Source organism: Actinoplanes sp. NPDC049548 (assembly GCF_040676695.1).
Classification (GTDB): Bacteria; Actinomycetota; Actinomycetes; order Mycobacteriales; family Micromonosporaceae; genus Actinoplanes.
The window spans coordinates 154,210-173,084 of sequence record NZ_JBFAPM010000004.1 but is presented as its reverse complement, the minus strand read 5'-3'; the positions used below and the strand labels follow the sequence as shown (position 1 = coordinate 173,084).

Below are 18,875 nucleotides of genomic sequence, written 5' to 3'. Positions count from 1 at the left end.
GTCCGGCTCGGCTCGGCGCGTGGTCCGGCTTCGTCCAGCGCCTAATCCGGCGCGGGAACAGGCCGATCCGGTAGGCATGCGGCTCATCAAGCTCCTGCTCCCGGTACTCGCCCTGCCTCTGGTGGTGGGCGGCTGCGGCGTGCTCGGGCTTGACTCGGCCTCGACGCCCGGCGCCTCCGCGAGCGCCACACCCGCACCGGGCGGCGCCGGCTGGATCGTCGTGGCCAGCGGGAGCCCCACACCGACCCCCAAGATCAGTTACAGCGGTTCCCGCTCGCCCGTGTTGCCGCCGGTGTCGTTCCTGCCGGCCCCGCCGACGGAGTGCGCCGACGACTGGACCGTGGACCCGGTCCTGATCCCGCTGCAGGTGACTCCCGGCGCCGGCAAGCTGACCGTCACGTGGCCGCGCCAGTACACCTCCGACTACCGCATCACCGCGGTCGCGCAGCCCCTCAAGGCCGGTAGCCAGGCCCCGTACACCTGGCAGAAGGTGCCGGCGGGCACCGGGTGCACGGTCACCGCCACGATCAGCGGGCTGAGGTCGGGGGTGCCGTACGTGGTGTGGCTCGACGCGCCGAACACCGGTCATGAACGGGACGGCGAACGGCACCCGTACAGCGGACGTTCGGGCATTGTGTATCCGCGCTGATCACACCGCGGTGGTGTTCCGGCCGCTCCACTTGGCGGCGTAAAGTCGCTCGTCCGCCGCCCGGAAGAGCTGGTCACCGGTCATCCCGGGACGCCAGGACGCCACGCCGACGCTGACCGTGAGGCGGACGTCCGCGAGGATCTCGCCGCCGGCCACGGCCGTACGGATCCGCTCGCCGACCTCGCCGCCCGCCCGGGCGTCGCCGCGCAGGAAGACGACGAACTCGTCACCCGCGTAACGGACGGCCTCGTCCTCGGCCCGGCAGTGCGCCCGCAGAATCGCCGCGACCTGCCGCAGCGCCTCGTCGCCGGAGCTGTGCGAGTACGCGTCGTTCACCGCCTTGAAATGGTCGACGTCGATGAGCAGCAACGTGAGCGGCTGCTGGGCCATCGGTGAGACACCGGCTATCAGGACGTCGAAGCGGCGCCGGTTGCCGAGCCCGGTCAGCGGATCGCGGAGGATCTCCCGCTCGGCCCGGGCGCGCGCGGCATCGATCTCCTCGCGCTGGCGGGCCTGCCGCAGCATTCCCAGGCGCTGCAGCCGCAGCAGCCACAGCTCCCGCACCTGAGCTTCGACCACCTCGAACAGGTCCCGGCTGGACCCGCCGTCGTCGAGCTCCAGGACGGTCAGCGCCAGCTCGAAGCGGATGATGGGCAGCTCGTCCGGGCGTACCCCGGGCTCGGTCAGGTCGCGGGCGGCGACGAACTCACGCCGCGACTCGGCGAGGAAGCCGTGTGCCCGCAGACTGATGCCCAGGGCGAGATGGGCCATCCGGGCGTACTGGTGGGTGCCCGCGGCCCGCAGCTCCATGACCACCGAACGGGCCAGCTTCTCCGCCACCGTCGTCTCGCCGAGCTTGGCCAGCGCCAGGGCGTGGGCGGCGGTGACGGTCGGGTCGGGCTGGTCGTCGAGCCTTTCCCGGGTGATCTCGGCGCTGCGGCGCAGGCGGGTGCGTGCCTCTTCGGTACGCCCAACGTGCGAGAGCCGCAGTCCCCAGTACAGCAACGTGACCGCGTGCACCAGGTCGAACGACGTCGACCGGTGCCGCAGGTGTTCGTACGTCTCGGCCGCGGTCTCGTACAGCTCGGCCGCGGTGGCCGCCTCGGCGAACGAACACATCGCCGAACGGTGCCGGTCGTCGGGAACGGGACCGGCGTCGAGCAGGACCCCGGCCCGGGCCAGGTTGCGCATGCAGTCGACGTAGTGGCCGCTGAGCAGCTGAATCTGGGCCAGGTCGCAGAGCGCCTTGGCCTCCCCGGGCACCGACCCGGCCCGGCGCTGTGCGTGCAGCAACGTCACGCCGAGGGTGTGGGCCTCGGCGATCCGGCCGAGGGCGAGCAGCGCGTACATCTTGCTCTGGATCAGGAAGCGGACCGTCCGGTCGTCGCCGACGGCCTGCGCGACCGCCAGGTACGCGTCGGCCGCCCCGAGCGCCTCGTGGGCCCGCCCGGTGGAGGCCAGCTGGTGCGCCCGGCGGGCGAGCAGGTGCAGCGGGCCGTACGCGGAGACCGGCACGGGCAGCCGCCCGTCACGCGAGATCCGGTCCGCCATGTTTCCCAGTATCGACAGTTCGGTCATCAAGTAAATCCCGTGCTCGGCCCGCAGGATCTTCGATGTATGAATGGTCTCGACCGATGGCGGCGGGACCCAGGTATCTGTCCGATGTGCAACACGGTGCGCCATCTCACGCGTGCGTATCGTGAGGTCATGGCCGACGCGTGGGGCCGGCGCCCGGTCGTCGCGGTGACTCTGGCGATCGAGATCGTGCTCGCCGGAGTGGCGATCGGCGCCGCCCGCGCGACGACGCCGGACCTGGGGCCCGACTACGTCGCCATCAAGAACGTCACTCCCGCGCCTGCCGCGCCCGCCACCTTCTCGTACGCGTGGGACTGCGGCCACAACGAGGCCGGACACCGCAACACCGCGAACATCGTCGTCACGCCGGGACGCCCCGGGCCGCCACACCACGTGCACGAGTACGTCGGCAACCTTGCCGTCGGCGTCGCGAGCACCGTCGACGACCTGTCCGGCGGCCCGACCACGTGCCGCAACGGGGACCGATCAACCTATTACTGGCCTGTCCTGCGCACGGACACGGTGCAGGTGCCCACCTCGGTGACGTTGACGTTCTACGGCAACTCCCGCAGCCCGGTCGTGCAGATGCCCAGACTGCTGCGCGGGACGGTCGGCGACGCGCGCGCGTTCACGAACGGCGGTGCGCGTGCGTCGCCGGTGTGGAGTTGTTCGGGCGAGGAACGGCGGCGCAGCCTGCGCTACCCGATCTGCCGGACCGGCGAACGGGTGCTGCGGATCTTCGACTTCCCGAGCTGCTGGGACGGACGCCGGGTCGACGCCCCGGACCACCGGGCGCAGCTGATCCAGCCGCAGCCCGGTGGTGGCTGTCCCGAATCGACGTTCGCGGTTCCCCGGCTCGAGATCGTCGTCGCGTACGCGTTGCCGCGAGGAACCCCGTACCGGATCGACTCGTTCGACGACGAGCGGCACAGCCCGCGTACCGATCATGCGTTCTTCGTGAATCTGATGCCGGACGCCCTGATGAATGCGGTCGTCGAGTGCCTGAACACCGGCCGCGGGTGTCAGTAACCGGGGTCGGCGGGGGCGTCGGCGCCTTCGCCGCCCTGCCCGTCGGGAGCGGGCTGGATCGCGTCCGGCAGCGGCTTCGTCCTGCCGCCCGCCGGGCCGACGGCGAACCAGGTGCCGTTGACGCCCTGGCCCAGGATGTCGCCCGGCTTCTCGTCCTTCGCGAAGTAGTACACCGGCCAGCCGTTGATCGTCACCTGACAGTGGCCGTCGGCGCGTTCGACGTACCCGAGGACCTTGGGGTCGATGCCCTTGGGGTAGATCTTGCCCGGCGACTTGATCAGCAGCGGCGGCCACGCCTTGGCGCAGTCGCCGTTGCAGGTGGCCTTCGGCGGCTTGTTGTCGTCCTTGTCGAAGCGGTACAGCGTGCGGCCGGCGCCGTCGGTGACGTAGGTGCCGATCTGGGCGTTCTCGGTCGCGTTCAGCTCGACCGTCTTGCTGCCCTTGCGAATGCTCTTCGGCGGCGTGACGTCCTTGTTCGCCGGACCGTTGAAGATCTTCACCCACTTCTGGGTCTTCGCGACGGTCGGCTCGGGCACCGGCGTGGCGGGCGGGTCCGGCGTCTCCACCGCGGCGAGCTCCTGCGCGGGACCGAGGCCCACTTCCGGGGGCACGTCGGCGGTCGGCGGCGCGGTCGGCTCGGCGGTGGCGGCCGCGAAGTCGATGGTGGCGGTGTCCGCGGGCCGGGCACAGGCGGTCAGCCCGAGCACGCTGGTCACGGCGATGGCCACGGACGCGATGCTGGTGCGGTTCATGAACCCCACACGACGACGCCGCCGATCCGGTTCACCGGAATTCGTTTGAACCGGTTCGGCAGCGGCGTACGTGTGAGGGGAGTCAGACCGACGAATCGGGGGTCGAGGGTGGCCGGTACAGCGCTCCGTCCGGCCAGCCTCGGCATGTGGACCCCTTGGGGGAAGAGATGCCGGGGTTGAGGCTCCAACGTCGCCGGGAGGTGGCCGATGAGGCGCTGGTCAGGTCGTTGTTCGAGGAACACGGGCGGGCGATGCTCGCGTACGCGACCCAGCTGACCCGCGACCGGGCGGCCGCCGAGGATGTCGTCCAGGAAGCCCTGGTCCGCGCGTGGCGGCACCCGGACAGCCTGGTGAACGGTAAGGGTTCCGTACGCGGCTGGTTGCTCACCGTGATCCGCAACATCGTCACCGACCAGATCCGCGCCCGCAACGCCCGCGCCCCCGAGGTGCGGGAGAGTCCGATCGACGTGGCGTCGGACGACGATCACGCCGAACGGGTGGTCAACTCGATGGTCGTCGTGGACGCGCTGAGCCGGCTCTCCGCCGAACACCGTGAGGTCCTGGAGCAGCTGTATCTGCAGGGCAGCACGGTGACCGAGGCCGCCAAGACGCTCGGCATACCACCCGGAACCGTCAAGTCACGATCCTTCTACGCACTCCGGGCGTTACGCGAACTCAAGTCGCTGAGCCCCGCCGGAACGGAACGGTCTGCCTCATGAAGACGAACCACGTGGACCTCGCCGGCTACCTGACCAAGTCGTTGGACGCGGACCAGAACCGCGCGGTCGAAGAGCATCTCACCGGATGCGATGAATGCCGGGCCGAGGTGGAGTCTCTGCGGGAGTGGACGATGGCGCTCGAGGCCGTGCCCGAGGCTATGTTGCTGGACGGGCCACCGGACGACGCCGATCTGCTGTTGCAGCGCACGCTGCGGCAGATCCGGAACGAGTCGGCCGGGAGGCGGCATCGGCGCACGGCGCTGGTGGGAGCCGCCGCGGCGGTAGTGGTCGGGCTTTCCGTCGCCTCCGGCGTCGTGGTCGGCCACGCCACAGCGCCGGACCCAGAAGCCGTCAGGCCGTTGCCGACGCTGTCGCAGCCGACCACCGCGCCGGGCACCAAGACGGCCACCGCCGTGGATCCCGCCACCCAGGCGCGGATCACGGTCGCGGTCGCGCCCGCTCCCGGCTGGGTGCGGATCAAGGCCGCGGTCTCCGGGATTCCGCAGGGTGAGCGGTGCCGGCTCGAGGTCGTGGCCCGTGACGGTACGGCGGTACTGGCGGGCAGCTGGGTCGTCTCGGAGGTCGGTGCGAAGGACGGTACGACTCTCGACGGCAGCGCGCTGGTGCCGCCGGACCAGGTCGCTTCGGTACGCGTCGTGACCGAGGGCGGAAAGCAGTACACCAGCGTCGCAGTATGAGGTGAGGTTTTCCGCACCTTCAACCGGGAGCTAACCCCATGGTCGGCGGCCGCCGGGCTCCCTAGCGTCGGGGTATGCGCTACCTACCACTGTGGATCATCGGCATCTACGTGATCGTGCGGGCCGCGGCCGAGCCGTTCGTCATCGACGTGACGGACCCGGCCACCTATCGCCACGACTGGGGCGGACCTCATTTACTCGGCGTCCTGGGCGTGCACTGCGTGCCGGGGATCGTCGCGGCGGCGCTCATGGTCCGGTTCGTGCTGCGCCACCGGCGATCGGTCACCCAGTGATGTCCTGGTCAGTGTCCTTCCGCGTCGGGTCTGGCCTTGCGCGGCAGCAGGAATGCCAGGCCGAACGCGGCCACGATCAGCAGCAGCGCGACGCCCAGAGTGCGGACTGTGACGTCCCGGAAACCGGCGCGGACGGCGTCCGCGGCGCGGGCGCCGATCTCCGCTCCCGCCGGGCCCTGCGGCTGGGTCTGAGCGCGGCAGGATGGCGGTTCGACCTCGGGATCCTCCTCGGTTACCCGGTCCCGCAGGCAGGTACGCAGGGAGTTGACCACTCCGGGCTGCGCCTCCGCCGGGACGGCGGCGGCGGTCAGAGCGGGCTTGAAGGCGGCCGTGTCGACGTGATGGCCGACCGCGCCGGGCAGCAATCCGAAGAAGACGGTACCGAGCACGGCGATCCCGAAGGCGCCGCCGAGCTGCTGCACCGAGGTGAGCGCACCCGAGGCCGAGCCGGTCTCCTCGTCGTCGACCCCGGCCAGCACGATGTTGAAGAAGGGTGCCATGGCCAGTCCCATGCCGGCACCGAGCGGGAACAAGGCCGGGATCAGGTGGTAGGGCGTGATGTCGCCGCCGGCGACCTGAACCGTCGCCGCCACGCCGACCGTCGCGAGCGCCATGACGACGGTGCCGACGAGCAGCAGCTTGCGGCCCAGCCGCTCGCTGAGCCCGGCACCGGCGGCGATGAACCCGACGATCGTCCCCAGAGCCTGCGGAAGCGTCGTCAGACCCGCCTTCAGCGGGGAGTAGCCCAGGCCCACCTGCAGATAGAGCGTGAAGACCAGCCCGGTGCCGATGAGCGCCGCGAAGAAGAAGAGCCCGAGCAGCAGGCCGCTGGTGAACGCGCGCTTGCGGAACAGGCTGGGCGTCACCAGCGGATCCAGACCACGCTTGTCGCGGCGGGCCTCGAAGTAGCCGAAGAGCCCGAACAGGCCGATCCCGGCAGCCAGCATGACGAAGATCCAGACGGGCCAGTCGAGCTCCCGGCCCTGCACCAAGGGGTAGAGCAGCAGGAAAGCGCCGGCGGCGGCCAGCGCCACGCCGACGAGGTCGAGGCGTGGCGTGCGCTCACTGCGGAACTCGGGCAGGAACTTGATCGCCCCGAACACCGCGAAAAGGCCGAGCGGAAGGTTGATCAGGAAGATCATCCGCCAGCCGGTGCCGAAGTAGTCGGCGTCGACCAGCCAGCCGGCGAGGATCGGCCCGCCGACGGCGCCGAGGCCCATCACCGGCCCGAACGCGCCGAAGGCCTTCGCCTGCTCCTGCGGCGAGAACATCTGCTTGATCATGCCCAGGCCCTGGGGCAGCATCAGCGCACCGAAGAGCCCCTGCACCGCCCGGGCACCGATGAGCACACCCGGCGTCCACGCCACCGCGCAGAGCAGCGAGGCAAGCGTGAAGCCGGCCGCGCCCACGAGAAACATCCGCCGGCGGCCGTGGATGTCACCGAGCCTGCCGCCGGTCAGCAGCCCGATCGCCATCGCCAGCGTGTACGCGGCGCCCAGCCACTGGATGAGGCTCAGCGAGCCACCCAGCTCCTCACGGATGACCGGCCCGGCGATCGTCGTGACGAGCGAGTCCAGAAGGTCCATCACCTCGACGGCAAGGATCACGAACAGCGCGACCCAGCGCCATCGGTAAGGAGTCGCCCCCGTAGGCGCGTCTTCGAGTACGGCTTGCATGGGATCCCCCGAACATCGTTCCGATATGCCGAACACCGTTCTACTTACGAACACCGTTCGCGTCAAGTACGATGTTCGCCGATGACCGACACAGAGCTGCCCCTCCCGCCCTGGCGCCGTGGAGTACAGAAGCGCACCCGACCCGCCCGTCCGGCCCTCAGCCAGGCGCAGATCGTCGACGCCGGCCTGCGCATCGTCGCCGAGGAAGGCATCGAAGCGGTGAGCATGCGGCGCATCGCCGCCGTCTTCGGCACCGGGGCGTCGAGCCTCTACGCCCACGTGGCGAACAAGGAGGAGCTGCTCGCGCTGATGTTCGACCGCATCTGCGGCGACGTCGTGGTCCCCACGCCGGAGCCGGCCCGCTGGCAGGAGCAGATCAAGGAGATGGCCCGCTCCGGCCACGCCGTGATGACCAGGCACAACGACATCGCCCGTGCGGCGCTGGCCACGGTACCCAGCGGCCCCAACGCTCTCCGCGTGTCCGAGGGCATGCTCGCGATCCTCCTGGCCGGTGGTGTGCCCCCGGAGGTCGCGGCTTGGGCGCTCGACCGGTTGTTCCTGTATCTGGTGGCCGACGCGTATGAGAGCTCGCTGCATGCCCAGGCGGCAGCGGGGCGCGGGGTGGGGGAGGCGGAGATGAGCGAGGCGTTCCGGGACCAGCTCAACGGCTACTTCGAGAGCCTGCCGGCGGACCGGTTCCCGAACCTGCGGGCACACGCGCGCGCCATGACGTCGGGAAGGCAGGACGAACGCTTCGAGTTCGGCCTGGATCTGCTCATCGACGGGGTAGCTCGATACGCGGCATAGCGGCCTGCCCCCGGACGGCGAGGTGACCAGGTGCCGGGTGCTCACCTCGACGTGAGGTGACAGTCATGGGCTGCTCACCACTCGTCCGGCCCGACCTGAATCGCGTGACCGGACCTGACCGGCCTCGACGCGAGGCACGGGCTCCTATCGGCGAGGGGCCGACAGCAGCCGAAGTAGAGGCCGATCGGCTCTGAGGTCGAAGATCGCTTAGGCTGCCGGCCATGGGACACGTCCTCGCCCGGCTCAGCGGCTTCGGTCTGGTGCTGTTGCCGCATTGGCCCTACTCGTTCGAGCGCGAGCGGGAGGGCTCGGACGCCGTGCGGGTTACGCGGTGGACCCCATCAGGACCGGTGCAGGCCGTCGTCGAGCCCGGCCAACGGGTCGACCCCACGGACGCGATGGACGTTGAGCCTGGTTCGGACCTGCCCTACTGGCAGATCGAGACATCGGTCTTCTGCGCGCGCTGGCCTGCTGACTTCACTCTCGAGTCACCGCGCGACACGGGCGACCGAACCCCGTTCTACCTGCAGGGACCGGGCGAGGCGACGATCTTTCCGCAGGGGCCGGTGCCCAAGGCTCGGCTGGCGAGCCCGGACGCCCTCGTCGCTCCTTACCAGACGGTCGTGGCGCGGCGAACCGACGACAACGGCGTCACCGTCGTCGAACTCACTTATGAGCACGACGACAAACTCTGGTGGCAGGCGCACTGGGTGCTCCCGTTCCGAGGGGACCAACTCGTCGTTCTGACGGCACAGTCGCTGGAAAGTTCGTCGGAACGAGCTCGGAAGGCCGCCGAAACGGTGGTGGCGAGCTTCCAAAGCGCGCCGTAGAGCGCGACTCGCGGCCCGAGTCGTTCGGGTTGACGTCAGGCGATCGCGTACGGAGTCGCGACGAATGGGCGCGGCTTCGTCGGCTGCCGGTCCCCGGTGCAGCCGCACAGCCGACACTTTGTGCCGGGATGCCGCTGGAAGAAGCCGCGGAGCCGAGGCGCCGATCCTGCCGCTCGGCACGACCAGAAGTCGGGTCTGTCCGGCTGCGTGCCTCACCTGCCTGTCCCGTCCGGTCGGCTCGGCTGCCTGCCTGCCCGGCCGGCTGGGCTGCCTGCCCGTCTGGTCGGCTCGACTGCCTGCCCGCCCTGCTTCGCTGGCCTCGCCGATTGTTCGATGTGTCCGGTCGAGTTGCCGGGCCGAGTGCCGGCAGGGCCGACCGGGCGGTGGGGTGTCTCCTGGAACCGGTCAGACGGTCGGGAGGCCCGCCGCCTGCCAGGCCTTGAACCCACCCTCAAGGTCGGTCGCGCGCAGCAGGCCGAGGTCCTGCAGTGCCGCCGCCGCCAGGCTGCTCGTGTAGCCCTCCTGGCAGGTGACGATCACCTCGAGGTCGTAGTGCGTGAACTGCAGCCGGGCATCGCTGCGGGGGTCGAGACGCCATTCGAGGACGTTGCGCTCGATGATGACTGCGCCTGGAATCTCGCCGTGTTCGGCTCGTTGGGAGGCCGGCCGGATGTCGACGAGGACCGCTCCCCGGCTCATCGCCCGCTCGGTTTCGTGGGGGTCGACGCGTACGAGCCGCGATCGCGCCTCGGCGAGCAGGTCGTCGATGCCGCGGGAGCCGGGCGGGGCGGTGGCCTGCAGAGGAACGGCGCTCACCACTGAGCTCCGGCCCGCTCGACGGTCACCACGTCGAGGCCGGCAGCGCCGATGCGGTAGCGGGTCATCGTGGTCAGGGCCGGGCCGTACGCGTGGATGCTGATCGCCGGGCGGTTGGAGCGGTTCGTGATGCGGTGGATGTGGCGGGTGCCGAAGCGGCGGCCCGCTCCCTCGCCGAGCTCGCGGGAGGTGATCCGGGGTGCGCCGCCGGGGGAGGCGGCGACCGTGTCCTCCACGAGGCTGCCCGAGAAGACGTAGAACGCGCCTGCTGAGCCGCCGTGGTCGTGCAGGTCAGTGCCCTGGCCCGGTAGCCAGGTCAGCAACCACACCTCGTAGTCCGGCTCCTCGGCCAGCCGGTGGTACCAGCGGTCGACCGCGTCGAAGCGCGGAGCGACCGGCCAGCCGTCGGGGTCGGCGGCGTACCGCTGGGCGATGGCGAGGTGATCGAGACGGATGTCCACGGCGGTCACGAAGCGCTCCCGGATGTATACAAAGCCTATAAGGCCTATAGGTTTACCTCCTGAGGATACGCCGGTGGGCGCGCCGCGCGCGATCTTTCCGTCGTGAGATCTGTGAACTTATCCCCGGGGTGTACGGGTCCGCCCCGGTGAAGGGTCGCGCACTCGCGGCGTCGGCGGTCCGGGCGGCCCGAGGGTGTGGCGAAGCGGCGGTCGGGTTGGCTCGATGGGTGGCGGCGGGGCGGTCGGGTGCGCCGGTTGTGGCGGCGGGGCGGTCGGGTGCGCCGGCTGTGACCGCGGGGCGGGCGGGTGCGCCGGTTGTGACCGCCGGGCGGGCGGGTGCGCCGGATGGGTGAGGCGCTGGGCGGTCGGGCGGGCCGGGTGTGTGGCGGCGGGCGGTCGGGTCGGCCGGAGGGGCGACGGCGGCCGTCGGGTGAGCCGGATATGACGGCGCCGCGGTCGGCGGCTACCACCAGCCGCGGCGTTTGGCCCACGTCAGGAGCATGGCGGACATGATCGCCATGACCACCAGGACCGCGATCAATTGGGGCAGATGGGTGTTGTCGTTCACGATGATGTTCATGCCGTAAATGGAGGAGAGTGCGGTGATCGGCAAAGTCACCACGGCGATCACCGCGAGGCGTTCCGCCGCGATGGTCATTTTCGTCTCGGCGCGCACTCGGTAGAACTCGATCACGCCCTGGAGATATTCACGTTGACCGTCGGCGAGTCCTCTGATCCGGCCGAATTGATCAACGACGTCGGTGATCAAGGAAAGATCGGAGTTCTTGACTCTTTGGCCGAGTGCGACGATTCGGCCGTACACCTCGGCGCCGAGAGCGCCCATCGTGCGGACCGCGAGCAGGCCGTGCCGGGCTTGGAACAATTCCTCGAGAAACTCCTCCGGGTTGCCCATGTGTCCGCCGGTCACCCGCTGCTCGAGCTGCCACACGTCGCGGGTGATTTCTTCGATGAACGACTCCAGGCGCTGGGCGAGGGTGGAGACGATCGCGTACGAGAGCTCGTACGGCGACTTCGGCCGCAGGCGCCCGCTCTCGAGCCGGCGGCGGACGGCGTCGGTCTCCCGCAGCGCGACCTGGGGATCCACCGCCGGGTTCAGGGGGCCGTGCACGGTCACGACGTACCGGTCGCCGATGATCTGGTCGAGCTCGAGGTAGTGGACGTGCCCCGAGGGTCCTCGTTCGGGCCCGTGCAGGATGAGGAGATGGTGCTGCGGATAGATGTGCACCCGTGGCACCCGGTTGCGCACGGCGCAGTCCCGTGCGGCGAGCGGGTGGCAGTGCAGCACGTCGGTGAGCAGGTGTACGGCTTCCTCGTCGCACTGCCGAATATCTACCCAGATAAGTGTGTCGTCGCGCGCCAACAATTCGTCGAGTTCGGACATATGACGCTTTTCGGCACCCTGCTCCGTCAACAGAAGAATATCGATTTCCGACATGGCTCCACGCTAGACCCGAAAGAGCCTCACACCTCTAAGCCTCTTTCACAAAGAGTCTGGGTAATTTGCCGCACAGCGACCGGATAGACACTTACGGTCGATCCTTGCCCGTCTTGATTCACCGGATCGGCCCAGGTCCTCAACCGTTCAGGCGGAATGGTCGTCCGAGCGCAGCCACCGGTATCCGGAGCGTTATATGGTCGGCGACGCCTGCGAGAGCGGGTGCCCGGAGGACCCCCCTCGCCCCCTGCCTCCGAGCCCCCCGATGAACGAGGACGGACACGTGTCGAACTCCCGCCGCGGTTTGCTCGCCGCCGGCCTAGCCGCCGCCGTAGTCGGTTCCATGGGGGTCGTGTGGACCCTGAACGCCAACGCCGAAGAGACGCCGGAGGCCCCGGCGCCCGCCGTAGCCCTGCCGGGCGAGGCGGCAGCCGCCGGAACCGCAGTCGACGAGGCGGCAATCGGCGGAGCTGCAGTCGACGACGCGGCCGCGGACAAGGCGGCGGCCGGCGAAGCTGCAGCGAACGAAGCGGGAACCGACTCGGCGACGGCAAAGGCCGCGGCAGCCGACGGTGCAGCGGTTCCCGGTGGAGCGACGGCTCCCGACACGATGGAAACCAGCAACGGCGCTCCTCTGCCGACCCCGCCGAAGCTGCTGCCCTGGGGCGAGCGACCGTCGAAACTGAAGCGGGCCCGCGCCGGTGCCTCCAGCGCCGCGGTCGCCGCCGCCGGCGCGGACGCCGCCCCGGCCGACACGAGCGGCTCCCTGGAGCCCGTGCCCGAGTACGCCCCGAAGGGCCGCAACTCGCGTACCGGAATCCTGCGCAAGGCCCGGACCACCATCGTGCCGCCGGCGCCCCCGGTCGCCGGCGCGGCCGCCGCGGCGAGTGACGTCTACTTCCACTACGCGGTCGGCACCCAGACCGGCGAGACCGACGGCACCTGGGCCAACCTCAGCATCGCCAAGCCCGAGCTGAACCGCGACGACTTCCACACCTTGACCGAGATCGCGGTGCAGTCCGCGGACGGGCGGCAGATCGTGGAGGTCGGCTGGACCGTGGACCGCACCGTCAACGGCGACGCGGATCCCCACCTGTTCGTCTACTACTGGAAGGACCGGCAGCCGAGCTGCTACAACGCGTGCGGCTTCGAGGTATACAGCAAGACGATCAAGCCCGGGGACACGCTGCCGACCGGGACGCAGAAGCGGTTCGGCATCCAGCACTCCGGCAACGTGTGGTGGATCGCGTACGACTCGGAGTGGATCGGGTACTTCCCCGACCGGCTGTGGAACGGCACGTACACCCGCGGCGGCCTGACCCAGTGGTTCGGCGAGGTGGCCGCGGCGAGCTCGACGCCGTGCACCGACATGGGCAACGGCCTGCCGGCGTCGGATGGCCTCGCCGCGCGTGTCGGCTCGATCTCCATGACCAACGGTCCGGAACCCCGGGCAACCGTGCGTGCCACGAGCGATCTCTACAGCGCCGTCTCCCTCAGCGACCGGACGTTCCGGTTCGGCGGTGCGGGAGCCTGCTGACCGCAGCCTGACGGAGAGGCCTGATCTCGTACGAGGGGATCGGGCCTCTTTTGTCGTGTGCTGATCGAACCGTGCGGCCACGGGCGGGGTACAACGAGGCGGGGTACCGACGGGAGGCGGCGATGAGACGACGGGTGAGTCCCGACGAGGAGCTCATGACCGCGCTGTACACCGAGCACTACGCGGTGCTGCTCAGCTTCATCTCGCGCTACGTCAAGGACCGGCACAAGGGCGAGGACCTGGTGCAGGAGACGCTGCTGCGGGCGTGGCGGCACATCGGGCATCTGGACCCGGACCCCGGCCGCACCCGGTCCTACCTGCTCACGATCGCCCGCAACGTGGTCACCAACGCCTGGCGGGCCGAGCAGCGCAGACCGCATCTGGTCGCCGACGACGCCGCGGTCGCCGCGGTGCCGTCGGCGGACAACGTCGACCAGCTCGTCGAGGGGTGGCTGGTGGCCGAGGCCCTGGAACGGCTGTCGGCCGACCACCGTGCGGTCGTACAGGCGATGTACTACGAGGGAAGAACGGTCGCGGACGCCGCCAAGAGCCTGTCCGTGCCCGAGGGAACGGTGAAGTCGCGGGCGTTCTACGCGGTGCGCGCGCTGCGGCAGGTGTTCGAGGAGATGGGGGTGCTGCGATGAACCCCGCCGACCACGACGACCTGCGCAGACTGCTCGGCGGTTACCTGCTGGGCGGCCTGGACGACGCCGACACCGACCGGCTCGACGCCCATCTGGTGCACTGCGACGCCTGCCGTGCGGAGTTGGAGCAGCTCGGTCCCGTACCGGAAATGCTCCGGTCCTTGAAGAGCTCGCCCGCCCCTGCGGTCGCGCCCGGCACGCGGCCCAGCGCCGACCGGATCGAAGGCCTGCTCGGCAAAATGCGGGCCGAACACGCCCGCGAACGCCGTTCGTTGCGCACGCGCTGGCTGGCGGCGGCTGCGGCGGTGGTGCTCGTGGCTGCCGTCTCGGTGGGGTTCGTGGTGGCCGGCGACGACGAGCGGCCGACCCCGCCACCTCAGGCGGTGCCGAGCCGGCCGCCGCTGGTCACCGCGGTGTTCGAGTCCGCGAGCGGCAGCGGAATGACCGGCGAGGCGGTGCTGACCGGCAAGACGTGGGGAGTGTCGATCGACCTGAACGTGTCCCGGCTGCGCGGCACCGGACCGTTCGTCTGCCAGGTTCGCGAGGCGGACGGCTCGATGGAGGAGGCGGCGGTCTGGGGCCCCACGCCCAGCGGCAACGCCAAGGTCACCGGTGCCAGCTCCATCCAGCTGCCCAATGTCCGTTCGGTGGCGGTGGCGGACAAGCAGGGGCACGTGCTCGGCACAGCCAGACTGGACTAATCGGACCGGTCAGGTGCCGGACCCGGCCCGCGGCGGCGAACGCAGGGCGCGTCGGACATGACCCCGGCTGAGCGGACCGGTCAGGCGGCGTCGGACCTGGCTCGGGGGAGCGAGCACGCCGCCGTGCCGCCCGGAAGCAGATGGCGGTGGCCGGCGATCCAGCGGTACACCGGCCAGGCCAGCAGGCCGACAGGCTTGAGCTGCAGCGCGCGGCCCGGAACCTCCCAGAGCCGGCCGGCATCGCGCAGCAGCATCGCGACGGCGTCCGGCCCGGAGGCGATCGTGCCGTCCGGGCCGACCCACTGCACCGCCTCCTCGACCTGCTCGAGCGTCAGCCCCAGCGCATCGAGGTCGGCGAACTGCCACGGGACCACCGTCGCACGCGACGGAATACGGCGTTCGATGAACTGCGCGCACGAACTGCAGAACGAACAGTCGCCGTCGTACACGAGGGTCGGTTCCATGCGTTCATCCTGTCAGGTCACCCGGCGGAGCCGGACCAGGTAGGTCTGGGCGACGACCACCACGGCGAGGAATGCGCCGCTGATGACCTGCTGGTAGCTGCTCGGCACGTTGCCGACCTGGTTGATCATGTTCTGGATGACGCCGAGCAGCAGCACGCCGGCGATCGTGCCGGCGATGGTGCCCGCGCCGCCGGTCAGCAGCGTGCCGCCGATGACCACCGCGGCGATCGCGTCGAGCTCCATGCCCGTGCCCAGGACCGTGACGCCCGAGCCGAGCTTGGCCGCGTTGATCGCCCCAGCGAGGCCGGCGAGCAGACCGGACATGACATAGACCCAGACTTTGGTACGCCGAACAGCGACGCCCATGAGGCTCGCGGCGTCCTCACTCCCACCGACGGCGTAGACCGCGTGACCGAACCGCGTGCGGGACAGCAGCACCATCCCCAGCGCGAACACCACCGCCACCAGCCATACCGGGTACCCGATGCCCAGGAACGAGCCCGTGCCGAAGCTGCGGAACGTGTCGTCGGTGACCAGATACGTCTTCGAACCCTCGCTGCTGAGCGCGCGCATCAGCCCCCGCGCCCCGAGCAGAGCCGCCAGGGTGACGATGAAGGGCGCCATTCTTGTGTACGCGATGAGCACGCCGTTCAGCACTCCGATGAACCCGCAGACAGCCAGCGGCACGAGGAACGCCGGAACGAGTCCCCACTGCGACGCATAGGCCGAGACGACGCCGCCGAGGACGTACAGCGAGCCCACGGAGAGGTCGATGCCGCCCGTGATGATCACGAAGGTCATGCCGAGCGCGATCAGCGCGGGTGGAGCCGCCGCGACCAGGATCGTGCCGGCGTTGTCGTAGCTGCGGAAGTTGGGGAACACCGCCGACGCGATGATCACGACCGTGATGAGCACGGCCAGCGCGCCCTGCCGTTGCACGAGGCCGACGAGACGGTCGGTGCGCTGGGCCCGGCGCTCGTCGGCGGCGACGACCGCGGGGGCCTGCGGTTCCGACGCGATCTGCTGGGTCACCGGGTCTTCCTCTCTCGGGCGGCGTAGACGGCGATGAGGATGATCACGGCCTGCACCATCTCCGTCGTGGACGGCTGCAGGTTGTGCTTGATCATCGTTGCCACCACCAGTTGCATGAGCAGGGCGCCGGCGACGGTCCCGACGATGCGGATCTTCCCGCCGGTCAGCGGGGTGCCGCCGACCACCACGGCGGTGATCGCGGAGAGCTCGATGAGCAGGCCGACCGCCGAGGCGTCGCTGGACTGGATGCGGGCGACGGCAAGCAGGCCGGCGATGGACGCCAGCACCGCGCAGGCGACGTAGACAGTGATGAGGACGCGCTTCACGGGTACGCCGGCCAGCTCCGTCGCCGGGCGGTTGCCGCCGATGGCCAGCAGCCGGCGGCCGAACACCGTACGCCGTACGACGAACGCGACGACGAGCACCAGCAGCGCCGCGATCCACACCAGCATCGGAATGCCGAACAGGTCGCCGGAGCCGAGGAAGATGAGCTCCTCGTTCCGAACGTCTTTCAGCTGGCCGTTCGAGATGACCAGCGCCAGCCCCCGGCCGCCCACGAACAGTGCCAGGGTCGCGACGATCGGTTGCAGCCCCACCCTTGCCACGAGGGTGCCGTTGACCAGGCCCACGGCAACGCCGGCCAGCAGCGAGACGAGAATCGCCGCGATCACGCCGTACCCGAGATAGAGCGGGATGAGGGCGGCCGCGAGCGCCATCACCGAGCCGACCGAAAGGTCGATGCCCTCGGTGCCGATCACCAGCGCCATGCCCAGCGCCACGATGACGATCGGGGCGACCTGGATGAGCTGGATGCGCAGGTTGCTCCAGGTCAGGAAGTTGGGCGTGAACAGCACGTTGTAGAGGACCAGCACCGCGATCGCGACGTAGACGCCGTACTTCGGCAGCCACGCACGTACCCGGGCCAGATCGATGTCCAGGGCGGGCCGCGGGGCGGTCGCAGCCTCAGTCTTCATTGCCGACCTCTTTCGCTTCGACCGCCGCCGCGGCGATCGTCTCCAGCAGCGCCTCGGTGGTCACGTCGTCGCCGCGCAGCTCGCCGACCACCGCGCCGTCGCGCAGCACCACGACCCGGTCGGCGCCCTCGACCAGCTCCTCCGCGTCGGAGGACACGAGCACCACGCCCAGCCCCTCGGAGGCCAGCTCGTCGATGAGCCCCTGCACCTCCGCCTTCGCGCCGACGTCGATACCGCGCGTGGGCTCGTCCAGCAGCAGCACCTTGGGCTGGGTGGCGAGCAGGCGCGCCAGCAGCACCTTCTGCTGGTTGCCGCCAGACAGGTCACCCACCCGCTGGTCCGGGCTGGACGCCTTGATCCGCAACCGGGTCATGTAGGTGGAGACGATCTCGTCGATCTTGCGGTCGGAGACCAGTCCCAGCCGCGACATCCGGGGCAGGACCGCCAGCGCGATGTTCTCCCGCACGGACAGGCCGGCGACGATGCCCTCCGCCTTGCGGTCCTCGGGCTGGACCGCGATCCCGGCCTTGACCGCCTGCACGGTGGTCGGACGCTTGAGGTCCTTGCCGTCGACCTCCACGGTGCCGCTGTCGACCGGGTACGCCCCACCGATCGCCTTGATCGTCTCGCTGCGCCCGGCGCCGAGCAGTCCGCCCAGCCCGACCACCTCGCCCGGCTGAACGGCGAAGCTGATGTCGTGCAGCTTGTGCCGGCTGTTGAGGTGCGACACCCGCAGCACGGGCGCGGCGTCGTCCGCGCCGGTGTGGTCGCCGGTGAAACCCGTGAAACCCTCCCGGCGTACGGCGGACATGTCCCGGCCGAGCATCAGCGAGACGAGCCGGATGCGCTCGAGGTCGGCGAGCTTGCCGGTGTGCACCACCTTGCCGTCGCGCAGGATCGTGACCGCGTCGCAGATCTGGTAGAGCTCGTCGAGCCGGTGACTCACATAGACGATGCCGATGCCCTGCGCGTGCAGGTCCCGGATCACGCCGAACAGCGTCTCGACCTCCCGCGGCTCGAGCGAGGACGTCGGCTCGTCCATGATGACGACCTTCGCGTCGATCATGACCGCCCGCGCGAGCGCGACCATCTGCTGCGCGCCGAGGGCGAGGGTGCCGAGCTGGCGGCGTACGTCGGTGGTGACGCCGTAGCGGAGCAGGATCTCGTGGGCCTCGCGGAACATCCGCTTCTCGTCGAGCAGGCCGAGCGCGTTGCGCGGCTCGCGGCCCAGGAACAGGTTGTGGGCCACGCTCATCAGCGGGATGAGGTTGACCTCCTGGTAGATCGTGGAGATTCCGGCGCGCTGGGCGTCCATGGGCGAATCGAACCGGACGGGCTCGTCGTGGTAGCGCACCTCGCCGCCGTCCGGCTGGTAGACGCCGGTCAAAACCTTGATCAGAGTGGACTTCCCGGCGCCGTTCTCGCCGACCAGGGCGTGTACTTCGCCCGCTTGCAGAGTGAAGGACACACCGTCCAGGGCGCGCACGCCCGGGAACACCTTCGAGACATCGACGACTTCTAGCAGCGCCATGAACGCATTCACTCACTTCTCAACATAATCCGTCAAGACTTCGAACATCGCCGTTCGGAGGAGATCGTGGGAACGGTGGCTGCCGAGCGGGCCGGAGCGGGTCGCGAAGCTGACCTAGGAGAGGGCCGTGAGGTGCGGAAACACCGTTCGTAGGCGACGGTGGGACGCAGTTCGTCGTGCGGCGTTCGGGAGCGGTTGGTCGGTGGTGTGAGAACGCCGTTCGTCGGCGGG

Annotated in this window: 20 protein-coding genes; 10 read left to right on the top strand and 10 right to left on the bottom strand. The window is 70.0% G+C overall.

Annotated features, from left to right (window positions below; translation table 11 throughout):
* Nucleotides 1-76 precede the first annotated feature (76 nt).
* On the top strand, nt 77-649 hold the full coding sequence (locus tag AB0J80_RS10615; protein WP_364703039.1) for a hypothetical protein: 573 nt from the start codon (nt 77-79) through the stop codon (nt 647-649).
* On the opposite strand, the gene AB0J80_RS10610 is transcribed toward AB0J80_RS10615, so the two are convergent.
* Nucleotides 650-2,200 carry a GGDEF domain-containing protein gene (locus AB0J80_RS10610; RefSeq protein ID WP_364703036.1) on the bottom strand — a complete coding sequence of 517 codons (1,551 nt, stop codon included), beginning with the start codon at nt 2,198-2,200 and terminating at the stop codon, nt 650-652.
* 156 nt (nt 2,201-2,356) lie between these two features.
* Here AB0J80_RS10610 and AB0J80_RS10605 point away from each other — a divergent pair, with 156 nt between their 5' ends.
* Nucleotides 2,357-3,253, top strand: a complete 897-nt coding sequence (locus tag AB0J80_RS10605; protein ID WP_364703033.1) for a DUF1996 domain-containing protein — start codon at nt 2,357-2,359, stop codon at nt 3,251-3,253.
* Here the strand turns inward: AB0J80_RS10605 and AB0J80_RS10600 are convergent.
* Nucleotides 3,247-4,005 (bottom strand): hypothetical protein, encoded by a 759-nt coding sequence (locus AB0J80_RS10600; RefSeq protein WP_364703031.1) that lies wholly within the window; start codon nt 4,003-4,005, stop codon nt 3,247-3,249. The two genes, AB0J80_RS10605 and AB0J80_RS10600, sit on opposite strands and share 7 nt — an antisense overlap.
* Nucleotides 4,006-4,172: 167 nt before the next feature.
* Between AB0J80_RS10600 and AB0J80_RS10595 the strand changes: the two genes are divergently transcribed.
* The 3 genes from AB0J80_RS10595 to AB0J80_RS10585 all read left to right on the top strand — a co-directional run bounded on the left by AB0J80_RS10595 (nt 4,173) and on the right by AB0J80_RS10585 (nt 5,715).
* Nucleotides 4,173-4,724 (top strand): sigma-70 family RNA polymerase sigma factor, encoded by a 552-nt coding sequence (locus tag AB0J80_RS10595; RefSeq protein WP_364703686.1) that lies wholly within the window; start codon nt 4,173-4,175, stop codon nt 4,722-4,724.
* A complete protein-coding gene (locus tag AB0J80_RS10590) occupies nt 4,721-5,422 on the top strand; it encodes a zf-HC2 domain-containing protein (protein WP_364703029.1) in 702 nt (233 codons plus the stop codon). The genes AB0J80_RS10595 and AB0J80_RS10590 overlap by 4 nt, the downstream gene beginning before the upstream one ends.
* Before the next feature lie 74 nt (nt 5,423-5,496).
* Nucleotides 5,497-5,715: a hypothetical protein gene (locus AB0J80_RS10585; protein WP_364703026.1), complete on the top strand. Its 219-nt coding sequence runs from the start codon at nt 5,497-5,499 to the stop codon at nt 5,713-5,715.
* Between the two features lie 8 nt (nt 5,716-5,723).
* Here the strand turns inward: AB0J80_RS10585 and AB0J80_RS10580 are convergent, their stop codons facing one another.
* Nucleotides 5,724-7,391 carry an MFS transporter gene (locus tag AB0J80_RS10580; RefSeq protein ID WP_364703023.1) on the bottom strand — a complete coding sequence of 556 codons (1,668 nt, stop codon included), beginning with the start codon at nt 7,389-7,391 and terminating at the stop codon, nt 5,724-5,726.
* An 81-nt stretch (nt 7,392-7,472) separates the two neighbouring features.
* Here AB0J80_RS10580 and AB0J80_RS10575 point away from each other — a divergent pair, with 81 nt between their 5' ends.
* The gene (locus AB0J80_RS10575; RefSeq protein ID WP_364703021.1) at nt 7,473-8,198 is read left to right on the top strand and encodes a TetR/AcrR family transcriptional regulator; all 726 of its coding nucleotides are present in this window, start codon (nt 7,473-7,475) and stop codon (nt 8,196-8,198) included.
* Between the two features lie 221 nt (nt 8,199-8,419).
* Complete coding sequence (locus tag AB0J80_RS10570) at nt 8,420-9,028, top strand: hypothetical protein (RefSeq protein WP_364703019.1); 609 nt, start codon at nt 8,420-8,422, stop codon at nt 9,026-9,028.
* A gap of 405 nt (nt 9,029-9,433) precedes the next feature.
* Here AB0J80_RS10570 and AB0J80_RS10565 read toward each other — a convergent pair whose 3' ends face one another.
* The 3 genes from AB0J80_RS10565 to AB0J80_RS10555 all read right to left on the bottom strand — a co-directional run bounded on the left by AB0J80_RS10565 (nt 9,434) and on the right by AB0J80_RS10555 (nt 11,707).
* Entirely contained in the window at nt 9,434-9,844 is a 411-nt protein-coding gene (locus AB0J80_RS10565; RefSeq protein ID WP_364703016.1) for a rhodanese-like domain-containing protein, read from the bottom strand.
* Nucleotides 9,841-10,314 carry a cysteine dioxygenase family protein gene (locus AB0J80_RS10560; protein WP_364703014.1) on the bottom strand — a complete coding sequence of 158 codons (474 nt, stop codon included), beginning with the start codon at nt 10,312-10,314 and terminating at the stop codon, nt 9,841-9,843. The genes AB0J80_RS10565 and AB0J80_RS10560 overlap by 4 nt, the downstream gene beginning before the upstream one ends.
* Nucleotides 10,315-10,768: 454 nt before the next feature.
* Nucleotides 10,769-11,707, bottom strand: a complete 939-nt coding sequence (locus AB0J80_RS10555; protein WP_364703012.1) for a magnesium transporter CorA family protein — start codon at nt 11,705-11,707, stop codon at nt 10,769-10,771.
* 397 nt (nt 11,708-12,104) lie between these two features.
* On the opposite strand from AB0J80_RS10555, the gene AB0J80_RS10550 reads away from it, so the two are divergent.
* From AB0J80_RS10550 to AB0J80_RS10540, 3 genes are all read left to right on the top strand, one after another.
* On the top strand, nt 12,105-13,298 hold the full coding sequence (locus AB0J80_RS10550) for a neprosin family prolyl endopeptidase (RefSeq protein ID WP_364703009.1): 1,194 nt from the start codon (nt 12,105-12,107) through the stop codon (nt 13,296-13,298).
* 122 nt (nt 13,299-13,420) lie between these two features.
* Complete coding sequence (locus tag AB0J80_RS10545; protein WP_364703007.1) at nt 13,421-13,942, top strand: sigma-70 family RNA polymerase sigma factor; 522 nt, start codon at nt 13,421-13,423, stop codon at nt 13,940-13,942.
* Nucleotides 13,939-14,643: a zf-HC2 domain-containing protein gene (locus AB0J80_RS10540; protein ID WP_364703004.1), complete on the top strand. Its 705-nt coding sequence runs from the start codon at nt 13,939-13,941 to the stop codon at nt 14,641-14,643. Before AB0J80_RS10545 ends, AB0J80_RS10540 begins: the two co-directional genes overlap by 4 nt.
* 80 nt (nt 14,644-14,723) lie before the next feature.
* Here AB0J80_RS10540 and AB0J80_RS10535 read toward each other — a convergent pair whose 3' ends face one another.
* The 4 genes from AB0J80_RS10535 to AB0J80_RS10520 are packed head-to-tail and all read right to left on the bottom strand — an operon-like array spanning nt 14,724 to nt 18,644.
* Nucleotides 14,724-15,107, bottom strand: a complete 384-nt coding sequence (locus AB0J80_RS10535; RefSeq protein ID WP_364703001.1) for a DUF393 domain-containing protein — start codon at nt 15,105-15,107, stop codon at nt 14,724-14,726.
* A gap of 12 nt (nt 15,108-15,119) precedes the next feature.
* Nucleotides 15,120-16,139, bottom strand: coding sequence for an ABC transporter permease (locus AB0J80_RS10530; protein ID WP_364702999.1), 1,020 nt, complete (start codon nt 16,137-16,139; stop codon nt 15,120-15,122).
* Nucleotides 16,136-17,113 (bottom strand): ABC transporter permease, encoded by a 978-nt coding sequence (locus tag AB0J80_RS10525; RefSeq protein WP_364702996.1) that lies wholly within the window; start codon nt 17,111-17,113, stop codon nt 16,136-16,138. Before AB0J80_RS10525 ends, AB0J80_RS10530 begins: the two co-directional genes overlap by 4 nt.
* The gene (locus AB0J80_RS10520) at nt 17,103-18,644 is read right to left on the bottom strand and encodes a sugar ABC transporter ATP-binding protein (RefSeq protein WP_364702994.1); all 1,542 of its coding nucleotides are present in this window, start codon (nt 18,642-18,644) and stop codon (nt 17,103-17,105) included. Before AB0J80_RS10520 ends, AB0J80_RS10525 begins: the two co-directional genes overlap by 11 nt.
* Nucleotides 18,645-18,875: the final 231 nt, after the last annotated feature.